16 protein-coding genes are annotated in these 18,703 nt (G+C 60.5%); 7 read left to right on the top strand and 9 right to left on the bottom strand.

All coding sequences use genetic code 11. From position 1 onward, the window contains the following. Positions 1–10 precede the first annotated feature (10 nt). The 5 genes from AACY45_RS19155 to AACY45_RS19135 all read right to left on the bottom strand — a co-directional run bounded on the left by AACY45_RS19155 (position 11) and on the right by AACY45_RS19135 (position 5,012). Positions 11–712 carry an ABC transporter ATP-binding protein gene (locus tag AACY45_RS19155; RefSeq protein ID WP_027621148.1) on the bottom strand — a complete coding sequence of 234 codons (702 nt, stop codon included), beginning with the start codon at positions 710–712 and terminating at the stop codon, positions 11–13. Then, positions 713–1,480 (bottom strand): high-affinity branched-chain amino acid ABC transporter ATP-binding protein LivG, encoded by a 768-nt coding sequence (gene livG / locus AACY45_RS19150; RefSeq protein ID WP_095166984.1) that lies wholly within the window; start codon positions 1,478–1,480, stop codon positions 713–715. It abuts the gene before it with no gap. Next, positions 1,477–2,733 (bottom strand): high-affinity branched-chain amino acid ABC transporter permease LivM, encoded by a 1,257-nt coding sequence (locus AACY45_RS19145; protein ID WP_095166986.1) that lies wholly within the window; start codon positions 2,731–2,733, stop codon positions 1,477–1,479. Before AACY45_RS19145 ends, livG begins: the two co-directional genes overlap by 4 nt. Continuing rightward, the gene (gene livH, locus AACY45_RS19140; RefSeq protein WP_339546897.1) at positions 2,730–3,653 is read right to left on the bottom strand and encodes a high-affinity branched-chain amino acid ABC transporter permease LivH; all 924 of its coding nucleotides are present in this window, start codon (positions 3,651–3,653) and stop codon (positions 2,730–2,732) included. Before livH ends, AACY45_RS19145 begins: the two co-directional genes overlap by 4 nt. Before the next feature lie 231 nt (positions 3,654–3,884). Continuing rightward, positions 3,885–5,012 (bottom strand): branched-chain amino acid ABC transporter substrate-binding protein, encoded by a 1,128-nt coding sequence (locus AACY45_RS19135; protein ID WP_339546896.1) that lies wholly within the window; start codon positions 5,010–5,012, stop codon positions 3,885–3,887. A gap of 346 nt (positions 5,013–5,358) precedes the next feature. Here AACY45_RS19135 and AACY45_RS19130 point away from each other — a divergent pair, with 346 nt between their 5' ends. Both AACY45_RS19130 and AACY45_RS19125 read left to right on the top strand, forming a co-directional pair. Beyond that, entirely contained in the window at positions 5,359–5,664 is a 306-nt protein-coding gene (locus tag AACY45_RS19130; RefSeq protein WP_339546895.1) for a DUF2288 domain-containing protein, read from the top strand. Positions 5,665–5,945: 281 nt separating this feature from the next. Further along, positions 5,946–6,839, top strand: a complete 894-nt coding sequence (locus AACY45_RS19125; protein ID WP_339546894.1) for an NAD(P)-dependent oxidoreductase — start codon at positions 5,946–5,948, stop codon at positions 6,837–6,839. Here the strand turns inward: AACY45_RS19125 and AACY45_RS19120 are convergent. Beyond that, a complete protein-coding gene (locus AACY45_RS19120; protein WP_339546893.1) occupies positions 6,730–9,015 on the bottom strand; it encodes a putative bifunctional diguanylate cyclase/phosphodiesterase in 2,286 nt (761 codons plus the stop codon). The two genes, AACY45_RS19125 and AACY45_RS19120, sit on opposite strands and share 110 nt — an antisense overlap. Positions 9,016–9,275: 260 nt before the next feature. Between AACY45_RS19120 and AACY45_RS19115 the strand changes: the two genes are divergently transcribed. After that, positions 9,276–10,652 (top strand): spinster family MFS transporter, encoded by a 1,377-nt coding sequence (locus AACY45_RS19115; protein WP_339546927.1) that lies wholly within the window; start codon positions 9,276–9,278, stop codon positions 10,650–10,652. Positions 10,653–10,719: 67 nt separating this feature from the next. Here the strand turns inward: AACY45_RS19115 and rapA are convergent, their stop codons facing one another. Beyond that, on the bottom strand, positions 10,720–13,566 hold the full coding sequence (rapA, locus tag AACY45_RS19110) for an RNA polymerase-associated protein RapA (protein WP_339546892.1): 2,847 nt from the start codon (positions 13,564–13,566) through the stop codon (positions 10,720–10,722). Between the two features lie 206 nt (positions 13,567–13,772). Here rapA and AACY45_RS19105 point away from each other — a divergent pair, with 206 nt between their 5' ends. The 3 genes from AACY45_RS19105 to ccoM all read left to right on the top strand — a co-directional run bounded on the left by AACY45_RS19105 (position 13,773) and on the right by ccoM (position 14,678). Beyond that, complete coding sequence (locus AACY45_RS19105) at positions 13,773–14,114, top strand: aspartate-semialdehyde dehydrogenase (protein ID WP_339546891.1); 342 nt, start codon at positions 13,773–13,775, stop codon at positions 14,112–14,114. A gap of 141 nt (positions 14,115–14,255) precedes the next feature. Next, the gene (locus AACY45_RS19100; protein WP_007906621.1) at positions 14,256–14,417 is read left to right on the top strand and encodes a hypothetical protein; all 162 of its coding nucleotides are present in this window, start codon (positions 14,256–14,258) and stop codon (positions 14,415–14,417) included. 144 nt (positions 14,418–14,561) lie between these two features. Then, positions 14,562–14,678 carry a cytochrome c oxidase subunit CcoM gene (ccoM, locus tag AACY45_RS19095; RefSeq protein ID WP_305886485.1) on the top strand — a complete coding sequence of 39 codons (117 nt, stop codon included), beginning with the start codon at positions 14,562–14,564 and terminating at the stop codon, positions 14,676–14,678. A gap of 310 nt (positions 14,679–14,988) precedes the next feature. Here ccoM and AACY45_RS19090 read toward each other — a convergent pair whose 3' ends face one another. Continuing rightward, complete coding sequence (locus tag AACY45_RS19090) at positions 14,989–16,464, bottom strand: inorganic phosphate transporter (protein ID WP_339546889.1); 1,476 nt, start codon at positions 16,462–16,464, stop codon at positions 14,989–14,991. Positions 16,465–16,832: 368 nt separating this feature from the next. After that, entirely contained in the window at positions 16,833–17,033 is a 201-nt protein-coding gene (locus AACY45_RS19085; protein ID WP_095167007.1) for a hypothetical protein, read from the bottom strand. A gap of 703 nt (positions 17,034–17,736) precedes the next feature. Here AACY45_RS19085 and pcaR point away from each other — a divergent pair. After that, complete coding sequence (gene pcaR / locus AACY45_RS19080) at positions 17,737–18,579, top strand: pca regulon transcriptional regulator PcaR (RefSeq protein ID WP_339546888.1); 843 nt, start codon at positions 17,737–17,739, stop codon at positions 18,577–18,579. The last annotated feature ends 124 nt before the right edge of the window (positions 18,580–18,703 follow it).

The raw sequence follows: 18,703 nt of genomic DNA, 5'->3' as shown, positions 1-18,703 counted from the left end.
CTGCCAGGGCTTAGCCGCCCAGATACGCTTCGCGCACCTTGGGGTCGGTCAGCAGGGCTTCACCGGTGCCTTGCATCACCACCCGGCCGTTCTCCAGAACGTAGGCCCGGTCGGCGATTTTCAAGGCCTGGTTGGCGTTCTGCTCCACCAGGAACACCGTCACACCGTCCTTGCGCAGTTGTTCGATGATGTCGAAGATCTGCTGGATGATGATCGGGGCCAGGCCCAGCGACGGCTCGTCGAGCAGCAGTAGCTTGGGTTTGCTCATCAGCGCCCGGCCGATGGCGAGCATTTGTTGCTCACCCCCAGACATGGTGCCGCCGCGCTGGGCAAAGCGCTCCTTCAGGCGTGGGAAAAGCCCTAGGACTTTGTCCATTTGCTCCTGGTAATCGCCCTTGTCGGTGAAGAATCCGCCCATGGCGAGGTTCTCTTCCACAGTCAGGCGGGAAAACACCCGACGACCTTCCGGCACCACGGCAATGCTCTTGCGCATGATCTGTGCCGAAGTCTGCCCGACCAGTTCTTCACCCATGTAGCGGATGCTGCCACTGTGGGCCTGCGGCGAGCCGCAGAGGGTCATCAGCAGGGTCGACTTGCCGGCGCCGTTGGCACCGATCAGGGTGACGATTTCGCCCTGGCGGATTTCCACGTTGACGCTGTGCAGGGCCTGGATCTTGCCATAGAAGGTGGAAACGTTTTCGAATTGCAGCATTTACGCTTCCCCCAGGTAGGCTTTGATCACTTCGGGATTGTCACGGATCTGTTCCGGCGTGCCGTCGGCCAGCGGTGTGCCCTGGTTGATCACGACGATGTGGTCGGAAATGCTCATGACCAGCTTCATGTCGTGCTCGATCAGCAACACGGTGACGTTGTGCTCTTCACGCAGGACGCTGATCAGCGCCTTGAGGTCTTCGGTTTCCTTGGGGTTCAGGCCGGCGGCCGGTTCGTCGAGCATGAGGATCCGCGGACGGGTCATCATGCAGCGGGCGATTTCCAGGCGCCGTTGCTGACCGTAGGCCAGGGTGCCGGCGGTACGGTTGGCGAACTCCTTGAGGTTGACCTTCTCCAGCCAGTACTCGGCAAACTCCATGGCCTCGCGCTCGCTTTTGCGGAACGACGGGGTCTTGAACAGACCGGCCAGGAAGTTGGTGTTCAGGTGACGGTGCTGGGCGATCAGGAGGTTCTCGACCGCGGTCATGTCCTTGAACAACCGCACGTTCTGGAAGGTACGTACCACCCCCTTGAGGGCGATCTTGTGGCCGGGCAGGCCTTCGATCGGCTCGCCGTCCAGCAGGATGCTGCCGCCACTGGGTTTGTAGAAACCGGTGAGGCAGTTGAACACCGTGGTCTTGCCAGCGCCGTTGGGACCGATCAGGGCCACGACCTGTTTTTCCTTGACGGTCAGGGCCACGCCGTTGACCGCCAGCAAACCGCCGAAGCGCATGCTCAGATTTTCGACTTTGAGGATCTCACGGCTCATTTTCGCAGCTCCATGTGAGGACGTTGCATGGGCAGCAGGCCTTGAGGACGCCAGATCATCATCAGCACCATCAAGGCGCCGAACATCAACATGCGGTACTCGCTGAACTCACGCATCATTTCCGGCAGCAGGATCATCACCACGGCGGCAAGAATCACCCCCAGTTGCGAGCCCATGCCACCCAATACCACGATGGCGAGGATGATCGCCGACTCGATGAAGGTGAAGGACTCCGGTGTGACCAGGCCCTGACGGGCAGCAAAGAAGCTCCCGGCGAAACCGGCGAAGCTGGCGCCCAGGGTGAAGGCCGACAGCTTGATGACCGTAGGATTGAGACCCAGGGCACGGCAGGCGATTTCGTCTTCACGCAGGGCTTCCCAGGCACGGCCGATCGGCATGCGCAGCAAGCGGTTGATCACGAACAGCGCACCGAGGGCCAGCAACAGGGCAACCAGGTAGAGGAAGATCACCTTGTTGATCGAGTTGTATGGCAGGCCGAAGTACTCGTGGAACGTCTGCAGCCCTTCGGCGGCCTTGCGTTCGAAGGTCAGTCCGAAGAACGTTGGCTTCTCGATGTTGCTGATGCCGTTGGGGCCACCGGTGAGGTCGGTCAGGTTCCGCAGGAACAGGCGGATGATCTCGCCAAAACCCAGGGTCACGATCGCCAGGTAGTCACCACGCAAGCGCAGTACCGGGAAACCGAGCAGGAAGCCGAAGGTGGCCGCCATCAACCCGGCAATCGGCAGGCAGATCCAGAAGCTCAGGCCGTAGTAATGCGACAGCAGCGCATAACTGTAGGCGCCGACGGCGTAGAAGCCGACGTAACCCAGGTCGAGCAGGCCTGCCAGGCCGACCACGATGTTCAGGCCCAGGCCGAGCATCACGTAGATCAGGATCAGGGTGGCGATATCCACCGCCCCGCGCGAGCCGAAGAACGGCCAGACCAGGGCGCCGACGATCAGGGCCAGGATGATCCAGCGCTGAGTGGTAGGCAGGGTCAGGAAGTTGCTGGCCTTGGCCGGGATCAGCGGCATGTTTGGCGAGGATTTCCACGCCGCGCTGATCTGGTGGCTGAACAGCACCCGCAAAAACATCAGGACCGAACACAGGGCGATGGTCGCCAGGATGGCCGGGCTGGTGTTGTGGACTTCCAGGTTGATGCCGACGATGGTCAGTTTCAGACCCAGTACCGGGTAGGCCACGGCCCACACCAGCAAGGCGCTGAACAGCGCCGATTTAAGATTCCTAGTCATACTTTCTCAACCTCCGGACGGCCCAGAATGCCGGTCGGACGGAACAACAGCACCAGAACCAACAAGCCGAATGCCACGACGTCCTTGTACTGGTCGCCGAAGATATCAGCACCGAATGCTTCAGCCACACCGAGCACCAGACCGCCCAGCATGGCGCCCGGAATACTGCCGATGCCACCCAGTACCGCAGCGGTGAAGGCCTTGAGCCCGACCAGGAAGCCGGCGTTCGGGTTGATCACACCGTATTGCATGCTCAGCAGAACGGCCGCGACCGCCGCCAATGCCGCACCGATGATGAAGGTCAGGGCAATGATGTTGTTGGTGTTGATACCCAGCAGGTTGGCCATCTTGATGTCTTCGGCACAGGCGCGACAGGCACGACCCAGGCGAGAACGGGAGATGAACATCGTCAAGCCAAGCATGGCCACGAGTGTCACCACGAACACCACGATTTGCATGTAGGAAATCAGAACTTCCGATGCACCGCCTGGCCCGATGGAGAAGTTGCCGGGGATCAGGTTGGGAATGGATTTGTCCTTGGAGTCTTGCGACAGCAGAACCGTGTTCTGCAGGAAAATCGACATGCCGATGGCGGAAATCAGCGGAATCAGACGGTTACTGCCACGCAATGGGCGGTAGGCGATCCGTTCGATGCTGTAGCCGTAGGCACTGGTGACGACGATGCTCGCGATGAAGGCTGCGGTCATCAACAACGGGACGCTGTCGAGTCCCATCATGGCCAGCCCGGCGATGGCGATGAACGCCACGTAGGAGCCGATCATGTAGACCTCGCCGTGGGCGAAGTTGATCATTCCAATGATGCCGTAAACCATCGTATAGCCGATGGCGATCAGGGCATACGTGCTGCCAACGGTCAGACCGTTAACCAGCTGTTGGAAAAAGTGATAGAGGTCAGGCATTACAACGCTCCTAAAAACCTGATACGCATTTCACTGGTGGAGTCATTTTCCCGCTCAAGCCCCGAGGATCTGCATCCACTTCGGGCGTGAGGTTTGCCAGCGAACCGCTGATGACGGTTTTGAGATTTTCAGGTGGGGAGGCTTGCGGATCACGCAGGCGCGGCCCATACATTCGTAAAACAAAGCCCACGGCACGCCGTGGGCTTTGTTGGCAGTCAGTCAGGCAAGGCCTTACTGAGGCGAAGCTTCGGTTTTAGGTTTGCCGAAGTGCCACTGATAGACCACGAACTTGAAGTCTTTCAGGTCGCCCTTGGCGTCGAAGCTCAGGTCGCCCGTCGGGGTTTTGAAAGAACCGGCGTGGATGGCTTCTGCCACCTTGGACGTGTCTTCGCTCTTGGCGGCAGTGATGCCGCCGGCGATGACTTCAACAGCCGAGTAGGCCGGGAACACGAACGGGCCGCTCGGGTCTTCTTTCTTGGCCTTGAAGGCATCAGCCAAGGCTACGTTGGCCGGATCCTGGTCGAAGGATTTCGGCAGGGTTACCAGCAGGCCTTCGGAAGCGTCCTTGGCGATCTGCGAGATGGAGTCGTTACCCACGCCTTCCGGACCCATGAACTTGGCTTTCAGGCCTTTTTCCTGGGATTGACGCAGGATCAGGCCCAGCTCTGGGTGGTAGCCGCCGTAGTAGACGAAGTCGACGTTGGCTTGCTTGAGCTTGGCGATCATCGAGGAGAAGTCTTTGTCGCCGGCGTTGATGCCTTCGAACACGGCAACCTTGACGCCTTTGTTCTCGAGGGTTTGCTTGACGGCGGTGGCGATGCCTTCACCGTATTGCTGTTTGTCGTGCAGTACGGCAACGATTTTCGGTTTGACGTGATCGGCAATGTAGTTACCGGCGGCAGGGCCCTGGGCGCTGTCCAGGCCGATGGTACGGAAGACCATTTTGTAACCACGGGAGGTGATGTCCGGGCTGGTGGCAGCCGGGGTGATCATGATCACGCCTTCGTCTTCGTAGATGTCGGAAGCCGGTTGAGTGGAGCTGGAGCACAGGTGACCGACCACGAACTTGACGCCGTCGTTGACGACTTTGTTGGCCACGGCCACGGCTTGTTTCGGATCACAGGCGTCATCGTATTCAACGGCTTCGAGTTTCTTGCCGTTGACGCCGCCTTTGGCGTTGATTTGTTCGATGGCCATTTTGGCGCCACTGAACTGCATGTCGCCGTATTGGGCTACAGGGCCGGTTTTAGGGCCGGCAATGCCGATCTTGATGGTGTCAGCTGCGAACGAATGGCTGGCAACCCCGGCCAGAACCATAGCGGCAAACAGTTTGGAAATCTGCTTAGTAGCCTTATTCATAGTGCTCCACTCTTACTGTTGTAATTTTTATAGTCCTGGCGGCCTGAGGCGCAGAACCGGTCGATGACCTAAGTCTCTCGCGGAAATGCCCCTGGCAACTGTACCGGTACAGTGTAGAGCGCCGGTTGTTCGCTTGAAAAGCTGGCTGCTGGGGGCAAAACCTGATGCTGTCGCTTAATTGAAAGAAAAAGACAGAATTGCGCCACGGCTTTGGCCGGCTTATAGCTGAATCAGCAGCATTGCCTGGCGTATCGGTACTTTTCGTTCGATGCCGCATTTGAATCCGGGTTTTTCTGCCAGAGCACCGACGTTATGATTGCGTCGATTTCATTTGCGGACAGGACCCATGACTCAAGAACCTAGCACCCTCTATGCCAAGCTGCTTGGTGAAACAGCATCTATTACCTGGAAGGAACTGGAACCGTTCTTTGCCAAGGGCGCCCTATTGTGGGTCGATCCTGGCCTGGATTTAATCGCTGCGGCCGAGGCGGTGGCTCAGGACGAAGGCGAGAAAGTGGCTGCCTGGCTGGCCGCCGACAAACTCGCGAAGCTCTCTGAAACGCGGGCGCTGGATCTTTTCGAGCGCGATCCAGAGCTGTGGGCCGTGGTGGTTTCGCCCTGGATTCTGATCCAGGAAAGGGCGCCGGTTTAACGATGCGCACCTGTTTGGTGCGCAGGCCGCGCCAAGTAAAGTGTGTAGCGGAGTAGCGTGATGGCACGTTGCCGTAGAGAAAGGCCACAGCCAGGCCTGATCGAGGGTGACGTTCGCGTAATGGGAACAGTTTATTGAGCAGCCAAACGGCTGCTCAATTGTTTCTGAGTGTAAGTGGTGGAGCCTCGGGTGACCGCTCAGGCCGGTGGCGCGAGCGGCTATTCCAAGGCCTGGCCCATCGGCGACTATTCACGGACCTTCAATCGAGCAGAGGCAAATTAATGGCATCGTTACCTTCACTCGCATTCGCCGGCATCGGCTTGATGGGCTTGCCGATGTGTCGGCGGCTGCTGGCCGCGGGTTATCCGCTGACGGTGTGGAATCGTCATCCTGAGAAGTGCGCCGCCCTGGTCGCGGCGGGCGCCCGGCAGGTGGCAAGCCCGGCCGAGCTCTGTCATCACGCCGATCTGGTGATGTTGTGCCTGGCCAATACCGACGTGGTGCGCGAAGTGGTGTTTGGCCCGGCTGGCGTGGCCAGTGGGGCGAAAGCCGGCCAGTTGCTGGTGGACTTTTCCAGCCTGGAGCCCACCGCCACCCGGGAAATGGCCGCGCAACTGGCCAGTGACTGCGCCATGGGCTGGCTCGATGCGCCGGTGTCCGGTGGCGTGGCCGGTGCCGAGGCCGGGAGCCTGGCGATCATGGTCGGAGGGGAGGCGGTTGATCTGGAGCGGGTTCGCGGGGTGTTGCTGAGCCTCGGCCAGCGGGTTACGCACATGGGTGCGGTGGGGGCGGGGCAGCTGACCAAGACCTGTAATCAGATGATCGTGGCCTGCAACGCCCTGGTGATTGCTGAGGTGGTGGCGCTGGCCGAGCGTTCAGGCGTGGACGCAAGCCGCCTGGCAGACGCCTTGAGCGGCGGTTTTGCCGATTCCAAACCCCTGCAGATACTCGCTCCACAAATGGCCGAAAGCCGCTTTGAACCAGTGAAGTGGCATGTGCGCACCCTGCTCAAGGACCTGGATGGCGCGGTCAGGTTTTCTCGCGAGCAGGGGTCGGCGACACCGATCAGTGGCCTGGCCGCACAATTGATGCGCTTGCACGGTGGCCAAGGTTTCCTGGAAAAGGATCCGGCAACCTTGATTCATCTGTATCGCGAACCAGCGTCAAAGGGCTGACAACGTGAGCGTGATGGCGCTGGTTGAGCTCATTGAGAATCGGCCGCAGTTCAGCCAGCGGCACCGGGCAGCTCATCAGGTAGCCCTGGATGAAGTCGCAGCCAAAACGTTCGAGGAAGCGGTATTGCTCGTAGGTCTCGACGCCCTCGGTGACCACCTGCAACTGCAGGGTGTGGGCCATGACAATAATGGCCTGGACGATCTCCATGTCTTGCGTTGAATTCGGGAGGTCCTGGATGAATGAGCGGTCGATCTTCAGCGTGTTCAAGGGCAGGCGCTTGAGGTAAGCGAGGGACGAATAGCCGGTGCCAAAGTCATCGATGGACAGCGAAACCCCAAGGGCACGGATTTGCTTGAGCAGCACCAGGGTGTTGGTGATGTTGCCCATCAGCGCGTTTTCCGTGACCTCCAGCTCCAGCCGGTGTGCCGCCACCCCGGCGGAGCGCAGGGCTTGTTCGATTTCGTCGGCCAACTCCGGGCGCGCCAGGTTGAGCGGGGAGCAGTTGACTGCGATTTTCAGCGAGTCGCAACCTTGCCGGGACAGTTCGCCGAGGTCTGCACAGGCTTTGCGCAACACCCAATTGTCGAGTTCGGCAATCAGGCCGTTGGCCTCGGCAATGGCGATGAAACGGTCTGGCGCCAGCAGGCCGTGGATCGGATGCTGCCAGCGGATCAAGGCCTCCAGCTTGGTCACCTGACCGGTGCGCAGGTCATAGATTGGCTGGTAGTACAGCAGCAGCCCGCTGTCGTCGCGCAAGGCGTTGCGCAGTTCTTCTTCGAGTTGCAGGGCCACCGTTGCCTGGGTTTTCAACTGCTCGTTGAAAAAATGCAGGCCGTTGCGGCCATTGGCCTTGGCCTGGTACAGCGCCAGGTCGGCATGCTTGAGCAACTCCTCGCAGCGCTGGCCATCGTCGGGGAACACGCTGATCCCAATGCTGGTGGTCATGACCATGTGCCGCCCGGCCAGCTCGATCGGGGCTTTCATCTTCTGCATGATGCGCTCGGCCACTTGCTGGGCCTCGTCGCGATCCAGCAGATTGACCAGCACGCAGAACTCATCGCCGCCAAAGCGCGCGACCACGTCGTCATGGCTGCGGGTCGAGCTTTTGATATGGCCGGCAATCACCTTCAACAAGTTGTCCCCGGCATCATGCCCCAGGCTGTCGTTGATGCGCTTGAAGTGGTCGATGTCCAGGAACATGATCGCCAGTTTGCCGCCCTGGGCGGTTTTCTCTGCGAGCTTCTCGGCAAAAATCTGGTTGAAGCCACGACGGTTGATCAGGTTGGTCAGGGCGTCGTAATGCGCCACTTGCTGCAACGACTGCCGGGCCTGGTCCAGTTGGCAGAGCAGGGCGTTGACCCGGCACAGGTCACGCTCCTTGTGTTGCAGTTTGCGGTCCGCCAGTGCCGCGCTGATGCTGCTGCCGATCACCAGCAGGGTGATCACGCTAATGGTCACGGCCAGTTGCAGTGGATGATGGAGCACCGAGAGCGGGGCCGGCACGCCCTCCGGTAGCACCCGTGTCATGGCCCACATGCCGATGAAGTGCATGCTGACAATGCCGGCCCCCAGCAACAGGCTGGTTGCGTACTTGAGCAGTTGGTGGAACACCCCGCTGCCATTGCGCAGGCAGTGGGAGAGCAGCAAGGCAACGGCGCTGGCGAGGATAGCGATGACGATCGACACGGCCAGCAGTCCTGGCGCGAAATAGGTCTGGGCGCTGGAGCGCATGGCCGCCATGCCCACGTAATGCATGGCGGCGATGCCCGATCCGACGCCGATCGAGGCGCCGACGTACTGCCAGGGACGCGGCTGGGGATGGCTCAGGGTGTCCATGGCCAGGAAGGCGGCGAGAAAGGCAATCAGCAGTGAGAGCAGGGAAATCGACAGGTCGTAGTGGACAGTGATCGGCGCCTGGAACGCCAGCATGCCGATGAAGTGCATGGCCCAGATCCCGCCGGCCAGGCAGCCGGCACCGACCCAACGCCAACGCCTCTGGGCGCGCGGGTCTTCGGCGTGACCGACGCGCTCGGCGATGTCCAGCGTGGCAAAACAGGCCGCACAGGCGACCAGGTAGGCCAGCAGCACCAGTGCCGGGTCGTGGCTGCCGTTGAGTATGACCTGGCCGCTGTTTGTGGGCAGCTCGCTGCTCAAATGCCATCCTAGCCAGGCCATCGTATGCCCCGTCTGTGAAACGTCCCGCAGGCGCCATGAACACTGGCGAATGGGTGAAGTATAGAGGCCAGTAGCGCGGAGAAAGCGGTGATGGCGCATTGCCTCTTACTATTTTGAACTTAGCGATATCACGTTCAGATATATAGCTGAAGGACACGGATCGTGGCCTTCGATAAGTCGACATCAGCCTTACGAATAATTACAGACAGCGTGCAGGCGCCTGACTAGATTGCAGGTTCCGGGTTGGCAGTGCCGCGCCCATAACAAAAAATAAAAGAGACGGACCCATGCAGAACTCGACCCAAGCGGCGAATGCCTGGCGCATTCTGTTCCTGCTGTTCCTGGCCAACCTGTTCAACTTCTTTGACCGTACCATTCCGGCGATCATCATCGAGCCGATCCGCATGGAGTGGCACCTGAGCGACTTTCAGTTGGGGATCATCGGAACCGCGTTCACCATCGTGTATGCGATTGCCGGGCTGCCACTGGGGCGGATGGCCGACACCGGTTCACGCAGCAAGCTGATGGGCTGGGGGCTGGCGGTGTGGAGCGGGTTGACGGCGGTCAATGGGCTGGTGGGCAGTTTCTGGAGTTTCCTGATCGTGCGCATGGGGGTGGGGATCGGTGAGGCCAGTTACGCCCCGGCCGCCAACTCGCTGATTGGCGACCTGTTTCCTGCCCATCGCCGGGCGCGGGCAATGGGCATCTTCATGCTCGGGCTGCCCCTGGGCCTGTTGCTGGCGTTCTTCACCATCGGCGCCATGGTCAAGGCCTTCGATAGCTGGCGTGCACCCTTTTTCATCGCGGCAGTGCCAGGGTTGATCCTGGCGGTCTTCATGTTCTTCATCAAAGAGCCCAAGCGCGGTGCAGCGGAAACCGTGCAAGTGTCCCAGGAGCGGGTCGACCGGCCGATTCGTCGGGTGCTGGCGATTCCGACCTTTCTCTGGCTGGTGATGGCCGGCCTGTGCTTCAACTTCGCCACCTATGCCTGCAACTCGTTTCTGGTGCCGATGCTGCAGCGTTATTTCCTGCTGCCGCTGCAGGAGGCTGCCGTGGCCACCGGGGTGATCGTGGGGGTTACCGGGTTGTTTGGCTTGACGCTGGGCGGCTGGGTGGCCGACAAAATTCACCAGCGGGTGGCCAGTGGCCGGCTGTTGTTCGCGGGTTTCAGCCTGATTGTTTCAACCCTGTGCACGGCGTGGGCACTGCATGCCGGGCGAATTGAAATTGGGGTGTTCGTGGCGGTGTTCAGCCTGGGCTGGTTATTTGCCTACAACTTCTATACCTGCGTGTACACGGCGATCCAGGACGTGGTGGAGCCGCGGCTGCGGGCGACGGCCATGGCGCTGTTCTTCGCCGGGTTGTACCTGTTGGGGGGGGGCCTGGGACCCGTGGTGGTCGGCGGGCTGTCCGATCACTTCGCCCACTCGGCGATGCAAGCGGCGGGTGCCGAGCAGATGACCGAGGCCTTCAAGGCGGTCGGGCTGCACGATGCCATGTACCTGATTCCGGTCGCGCTGCTGCTGACCATGGTGTTCCTGTTCCTGGCGGCGCGCTGTTTTGTCCGCGATGCCAAGCGCATGAAGGAAGGGTTGGGCCCCGTGGTCGAGCCGGCAGCTGCGGCCGCGACAGCTTGATCAAAACCCTGGTCAAAAAAAGGCCCGCAGCGATGCGGGCCTTTTCGATGACGACAGGACGCTGGGCTTAACCGGCTACCAACACCCGGATCGCTTCCAGGCGCAGCGCCGCTTTGTCGAGCATGGCCAGGCCTTGCTCGCGCTGATGGCGCAGGGCAACCAACTCGCTGTCACGCACCGTCGGGTTGACGGCTTGCAAGGCGGTCAGGCGTGCCAGTTCTTCATCGGTATCGGCTGCCAGGCGGCGTTGCGCTTCGGCTACCCGTTCGGCGTGGCGCGGGGTGATCTTCTCTTCGCCGGCGTTGATGCGCGGTGTGAGTTGATCACGCTGGGCCTGGATGAACTTGTTGGCGCTGGCGCGGGGCACGCTTTCGAGCTGATCGTTGAGGGTTTCGAACGACACCCGGCTCGACAGGTCATTGCCATTGGCGTCCAGCAGGCAGCGCAGGGCGGCCGGTGGCAGGTAACGGCCCAGTTGCAGCGAGCGTGGGGCGACCACTTCGCTGACGTAGAGCAGTTCCAGCAATACAGTGCCGGGCTTGAGCGCTTTGTTCTTGATCAGCGCGACGGCGGTGTTGCCCATCGAGCCGGACAGCACCAGGTCCATGCCACCCTGGACCATCGGGTGCTCCCAGGTGATGAACTGCATGTCTTCACGAGACAGCGCCTGGTTGCGGTCGTAGGTGATGGTCACGCCTTCGTCGTCGCCCAGCGGGAAGCTGGCGTCGAGCATTTTTTCGCTTGGCTTGAGGATCAGGGCGTTTTCCGAATGGTCTTCGCTGTCGATGCCGAAGGCGTCGAACAGGGTTTCCATGTAGATCGGCAAGGCGAACTGATCGTCCTGCTCAAGGATCGCTTCCACCAGGGCATCGCCTTCGCCAGCACCGCCGGAGTTGAGTTCCAGCAGGCGGTCGCGGCCGCTGTGCAGCTCGGCTTCCAGGGCTTCGCGGGTGCCGCGGGCTTCGTCGATCAGCGCTTGCCACTCGCCGTCGTCGGCTTCTTCCAGCAACGGCAGCAGGCGCGGGCCGAACTGGTGCTGCAGGGCGTTGCCGGTCGGGCAGGTGTTGAGGAATGCGTTCAGCGCCTCGTGGTACCACTGGAACAGACGCTCTTGCGGGCTGGTTTCCAGGTACGGCACGTGCAGCTCGATGACATGCTTCTGGCCGATCCGGTCCAGACGGCCGATCCGCTGTTCCAGCAGGTCCGGGTGCGATGGCAGGTCGAACAGCACCAGGTGATGGGAGAACTGGAAGTTGCGACCTTCACTGCCGATTTCCGAGCAGATCAGTACCTGGGCGCCGAACTCTTCATCGGCAAAGTAGGCGGCTGCGCGGTCACGCTCGAGGATGTTCATGCCTTCATGGAACACCGTGGCCGGGATGCCGGAGCGCACGCGCAGGGCGTCTTCCAGGTCCATCGCGGTTTCGGCGTGGGCACAGATCACTAGGACCTTGGTGCGTTTGAGCATCTTCAGCTGGTCGATCAGCCACTCCACGCGTGGGTCGAACTTCCACCAGCGCTGGTCTTCATCGGCGTCCGGCAGGGCCTGGAAGCTGACTTCCGGGTACAGCTCGGCGTGATCGCCCAGCGGCAGCTCGAGGTATTCGTCCGGGCACGGCAGCGGGTAGGGGTGCAGCTTGCGCTCCGGGAAACCTTGCACCGCGGCGCGGGTGTTGCGGAACAGCACGCGGCCAGTGCCGTGGCGATCCAGCAATTCGCGGACCAGGCGGGCGCTGGCTTCGATGTCGCCATCATTGACCGCGGTCAGCAGGGCTTCGCCCTCGTCACCGAGGAAACCCTGGATGGTCTTGTGGGCGGCCGGGGACAAATGTCCCTGGTCCATCAGTTCCTGAACGGCTTCGGCCACCGGGCGATAGTTCTCGCTCTCGGCGCGGAAGGCCTTGAGGTCATGGAAACGGTTCGGATCAAGCAGGCGCAGACGGGCGAAGTGGCTGTCCTGGCCCAGTTGTTCCGGGGTGGCGGTCAGCAGCAGGACGCCGGGAATGGTCTCGGCGAGTTGCTCGACCAGCGAGTACTCGGGGCTGACCTGGTCTTCGTGCCACACCAGGTGGTGAGCTTCGTCGACCACCAGCAGGTCCCAGCCGGCGGCGAACAGGGCGTCCTGGGCTTTCTCGTCGTCGACCAGCCACTCCAGGGCCACCAGCGCGAGCTGGGTGTCTTCGAACGGGTTGCTGGCATCGCTTTCGATAAAGCGCTCTTCGTCGAACAACGCGACCTGCAGGTTGAAACGCCGGCGCATTTCCACCAGCCATTGGTGCTGGAGGTTTTCCGGCACCAGGATCAGCACGCGGTTGGCGCGACCGGAGAGCAGTTGGCGATGGATCACCAGGCCGGCTTCAATGGTTTTACCCAGGCCCACTTCGTCCGCCAGCAGAACCCGTGGCGCGATACGGTCGGCCACTTCGCGGGCAATGTGCAACTGGTGAGCGATAGGTTGTGCGCGCACGCCACCCAGGCCCCAGAGCGAGGACTGCAATTGACGGCTGGTGTGCTCCAGCGTGTGGTAACGCAGCGAGAACCAGGCCAGCGGGTCGATCTGCCCGGCGAACAGACGGTCGCTGGCCAGGCGGAACTGGATGAAGTTCGACAGCTGGGTTTCCGGCAGGGTGACCGGCTCGTTCTGCGCGTTGAGCCCGTGGTAGACCAGCAGGCCGTCGACGTCGTCGACTTCGCGCACGGTCATTTTCCAGCCTTCGAAGTGCGTAATGGTGTCGCCCGGCGAAAACCTCACGCGGGTGAGGGGCGCATTCCGTAGCGCATACTGGCGGGTGTCGCCAGTGGCCGGGTAGAGCACGGTCAGCAAGCGACCGTCCTGTGCCAGAACGGTGCCTAAACCTAGCTCTGCTTCGCTGTCACTAATCCAGCGTTGCCCCGGTTGATACTGCTGCGCCATGCTGCCTGACTCCCGCCTTGAAAAAGCCGACTATCTTAACGGATCGCTGCCTTCAGAGCCAAAGGACTCTCATAAAAACTACTAGTCTTACGGTAGCGCATCGAGCCGATTGGCGATTGTGAGTGCCAACTGGCTCACAAGTTTACGACCGATGGCTCAAGTCGCTGGTCAAACAGCCGACAGCCTGCCGACAGGAGACCCTTACCATGCTGCCACCCATGCTCCCCTTGAGTGCCGTGCCGATCACCTCCCAGCAGGACCCGGTACGGCCGCGCCCGGACATCATGCCAGTGGCGCCGGTGCAACCGAGCTCCAGTGAAAGCACGATTGACCTGCAACAGCGCGATCCCGAGGAGGCGGCGATGGGGCTGCGCGAACAACAGCGGCGCCAACTGGCCCGTGATAAACGCCGCCGCGAAGCCGACGACAATCCGCAAGAGCCGCTGGCGGTACCAGGCGACGAATTGAATGCCGATAACACGGTGCCCGTGGTGGCGGTGATGGACGATCAACCGCGCCAGGGCCTGTGGGTCGATATCGAGGTTTGAACGGCGAGCCGCCTTTGTTGCGTTGCCAGGTGACTGGTCTTCGTTGGCCGGAGGCCGCATTATTGGTCAACCCTGAGCGGGGCAGGGTGACGTAGGTCGCTGTGCCGCGCCTGTATTGAACTGGAAGACGTAAGCCACGCCATGAGCCAAGACGACAAGCTGATCGATCTCAACACCGAGCGCGCCAAGCGTGTGCATGACCTCAATGAAAAGCGTCTGAACGAAGTGCGCCAGGCATTCGAGCAGGCCATGCCGCTGGGCAAGGCGAAGAAAAAGCCGAAGAACAAACCGAAAAAGCGTTGAACCTCCCTGTATCTGTTGACGCAGATCAGTTATTCCCCCGCCTTTACGCCCTGTCTTGGGCGACATTGATCCCGGTCAATTTTCTCCTGTGCCCGATTGGTTAACTTAGCTCTATCGCAACGAGGCAAGCACAGGAGGCTGGTCATGTTTTTCGACAATGTGGTGATCGCCGGAGTGCTGACCGTCAGCCTCATGGTTCTGTTTTTCGTTGGGTTTGGATTTTTTATCTGGAAAGACTCACATAAGCGCAAAAAGCCTTAGGTCTTTCTGGGAGCACGAGCACGCAAGGCATTTTGGGCAACTTCGGTTGCCCTTTTTTTTTGCCTGGGGAATGGGCTGTTGACCTGTAGGAGCTGCCGAAGGCTGCGACCTTCTGATCCTGGCTTTTTTGGGGGGGCATCCGTTGCTGCGGTAACGGCGGCTTTGCTGCGCTGCACCATCCTGACGATGGGGCGGGTGGATCACGATCAAAAGCTGCAGGCGAGCAAACGCTGATGGTTTGAGCGGCTGAGATTTCCAATAAAAAAGGCGCGACCTCCAGGAGGGCGCGCCTTTTTTGTGCCGCTGTGAATCAGCTACCCAGGGCCTTCGAGGCCAGCCAGAACAGGCCGGCGGACAGGGCCACTGTGGCTGGCAGGGTCAGGACCCAGGCCAGCAGGATGGTCTTCACGGTACCGCCTTGCAGGCCGCTTTTGTTGGCGACCATGGTGCCGGCGACACCCGACGACAGGACGTGGGTGGTCGATACCGGCAGGCTGAAGATGTTCGCCATGCCGATCATGCACGCAGCGGTGATCTGGGCCGACATGCCCTGTGCGTAGGTCATGCCTTGTTTGCCGATCTTCTCACCGATGGTCAGAACCACGCGCTTCCAGCCAACCATGGTGCCCAGGCCGAGTGCCAGGGCGACTGCCAGAATCACCCAGAATGGCGCGTATTCAGTGGTGGCGGTCAGGTCTTTGCGCAACTTGTCGAGGTCGGCCTTTTCACGGGCGTCCAGGCCAGGCAACTTGCCGACTTTCTTCGCGGTGTCATCCAGGCAGAGCAGGTAGCGACGTACTTCAATGCGGCTTTCGTGCGGCAGCGAGTGGTAGTCGGCTACACCCTTGAGGGTGCCCAGCAGCGCGCTGATGGTCGGTTCGGTCTGTTGCGGGTTGCAACGGAATTTCTCCGGCAGGTCTTCCTTCACGCTTTTGCCCAGGGCCAGGAACTCGCCCAGGGTGGCCTCGTTACGCTGATAGAACTGGCTCAGGTGCAGGGTCGCATCGCGAGTCCGCTCGATCTGGTAGGTGGTGCTGTTCAGGTCGAGGACGAACTGCGCCGGCACGATACCGATCAACACCAGCATGATCAGGCCGATGCCTTTCTGGCCATCGTTGGAGCCGTGCACGAAGCTCACCGCCATTGCCGAAATCACCAGGACCAGGCGGTTCCAGAACGGCGGGTGCTTCTTGTCATCGATCTTGCGACGCTGGTCCGGGGTCTTGTGCATCTTGGACAGCGGGCGCCACCATTTGAGGCCAAGCAATATCAGGGCGGCCACGGCAAAACCGGCCATGGGCGAGAGCACCAGCGAGGCACCGATATCGATAGCCTTCTGCCAGTTCACCCCGTCAACCAGTGGAATGTCGTTGATCAGGGCGTTTGCCAGGCCGACACCGAGGATCGAGCCGATCAGGGTGTGGGAGCTGGAGGCCGGGATACCGAAGTACCAGGTGCCCAGGTTCCAGGTGATGGCCGCCGCGAGCAGCGAGAACACCATTGCCAGCCCGTGACCGGTGTTCACATTGATCAACAGTTCTACGGGCAGCAAATGGACAATGGCATACGCCACGCCCACGCCGCCCAGCAACACGCCAAGGAAGTTGAATACACCGGAGAAGAACACCGCCAGGTGGGGCGGCATGGCCTTGGTGTAGATAACAGTGGCTACCGCGTTAGCGGTGTCATGAAAGCCGTTGATGAACTCGAAGGCGAGGACAAAGGCCAGGGCGAGCAAGAGGCTCACAAGCACCCAAGCATCCAGTCCGCTGAATAAATCGATCATGAAGGTTTTCTGACCCGGTCATAAGGGGGCGCGATTATGCCAGAAAAGATGGTTAATCGATGCATCAGGTGCTCATCGGCAACACGATTCATTCAATTAGTTTGTAACAAGACCCTAAGCCGCAGCTTGGGCGTAGGGTTTTTAACCCCTTGATTTTATTGGGTGTCGTGCCGGAAATAGGGCTTTTCGTCCCTTCGGCAAATGGGGAGTAGCGCTGTATGAAACTTCTGAAATGATGGTCAGATTTGCAGCTAATGACCTCATCCGAGGGGCAAGGAGGGCACGCACCTGCCTTCAGCAGGCGCAGTCACAGCGCAACCTGCCCCTGGGTTCAAGGGCAGGTTCTGGGAACCACTCAAGCGTTGGCGCTAGGGCTCTTCGGCCTTGAGGTCTTTTTCCATCTTCTGTAGCTCTTGGCTAAACGCCTGGTCCTGGACGCTGGCGCGTTTACGCCATGGTTTGCGTTCTGGTTCGGGCTGAGCGGCGTAGGTGGTGACTTCACCACCGTACACGTCCTTGTAACGTTGTTCCTGGCGCTCAAGTTCGGCGCGCAGTTCGTCTTTCGTCACAGTGTTACCTAATCAAGTTGAAATAAACTCTGGTGAAACGCGCTGCATGGAAGCTGTTGATCACAGGCGTCGTCATGCAAGTAGCCAAAACTACTTGAATCATGAGCGCACTGCGCTGACAGCACCTTTGTTGCAGGCGGCCACAGCACCAGAGAAGAATCACTGAGGTAGCATCAGTCTTCTGGTTTCCTGCAAGCGCATGGGCCGGGCATTCGAGATGCGCGTCTAGCGCTTGCCAACAGGCAGCGGGGCCAACGCCTTGCGTTGCCTGGGTGATGGGATCCGTTGTCGAGGAAAAACGGGTGGCATCACTGTGGCCATTATAGCGTTCAATCGAGCGCTGCCTATCGCCAACAAGTTAAATGTTCCTGGCCCCAGTAAAAATGTTTTGTTACCTGGGTTGATTTTCAACCCTTACAACAGACGTAGTTTTCTGGCGTCATTCATACAGCTCAAGTGTGTAGGTGGGGGCACTCACGCGCTTATCCAGGGACAAGTATGAAAGTCTGATAAGAACACCCGCTCTAAAGTCAGCCTCTCTTATTGGGTGCAGCCCGCAGTGGACAAGGCTTTTGGCGATACGCGCAGAGATTGCGATTATCGGCAGGCGGTTCGATAATCGCCCAAAGTTGCCTGCCCATGGCTTGTACACGTGCTCGGGAGCAGCCTGTAATAGCCGACGAACCTTGGGGACCGACCTGAAATGAACGATCAATTGCGCAATGCCTTCACTTCAGCCGCGCCGCCGATTGTCGCTTCGCCCGCCAAGCGGATCCAGGCGCTTACCGGTGACCCGGATTTCATGACGTCCCTGGCCCGTGGCCTGGCCGTGGTGCAAGCCTTTCAGGAGCGCAAGCGCCACCTGACCATTGCCCAGATCAGCCATCGCACCGAAATTCCCCGGGCTGCGGTGCGCCGCTGCCTGCACACCCTGATCAAGCTCGGCTACGCCACCACCGATGGGCGAACCTACTCGCTGTTGCCCAAGGTGCTGACCCTGGGCCATGCCTACCTGTCGTCGACCCCCTTGGCGGTCTCGGCCCAGCCTTACCTGGACCGTATGAGCGAGCAATTGCACGAGGCCTGCAACATGGCCACGCTCGAAGGCAATGACATTCTCTACATCGCCCGCTCGGCGACCACCCAGCGCCTGATCTCGGTCGACCTGTCGGTCGGTGGGCGCCTGCCGGCCTATTGCACGTCCATGGGGCGCATCCTGCTGGCGGCGCTGGATGACGCTTCGTTGCGTGAATACCTCGAACACGCCGACCTGCAGGCCAAGACCAGCCGCACCCTGCACACCCCCGAAGCGTTGCTCGAGTGCCTGCAGGAAGTCCGCCAGCAAGGCTGGTGCATTGTCGACCAGGAACTGGAGCAGGGCCTGCGTTCGATCGCCGTGCCGGTGTACGACGCCTCGGGCCAGGTGTTGGCGGCACTGAACGTCAGCACCCATGCCGGGCGCGTCGGTCGCAACGAGCTGGAGCAGCGGTTTCTCCCGGGCCTGCTGAGTGCCAGCCGTGAACTGAGCGCCCAGCTGTTCGCCTGAGCTGTTGGATAAACCCATCCCGACACGACGTGTCCTGGACGGATCGATAGGCTGACAACAATCTGTTCGATAAACGAACACTTAGTCGATTATCGGATTGTTTGAGGTTTTTTCGCGGCTTACT

It is taken from the genome of Pseudomonas sp. RA_35y_Pfl2_P32, assembly GCF_963970735.1.
Taxonomy (GTDB): domain Bacteria; phylum Pseudomonadota; class Gammaproteobacteria; order Pseudomonadales; family Pseudomonadaceae; genus Aquipseudomonas.
This window is presented reverse-complemented; position numbering and strand designations above follow the sequence as displayed.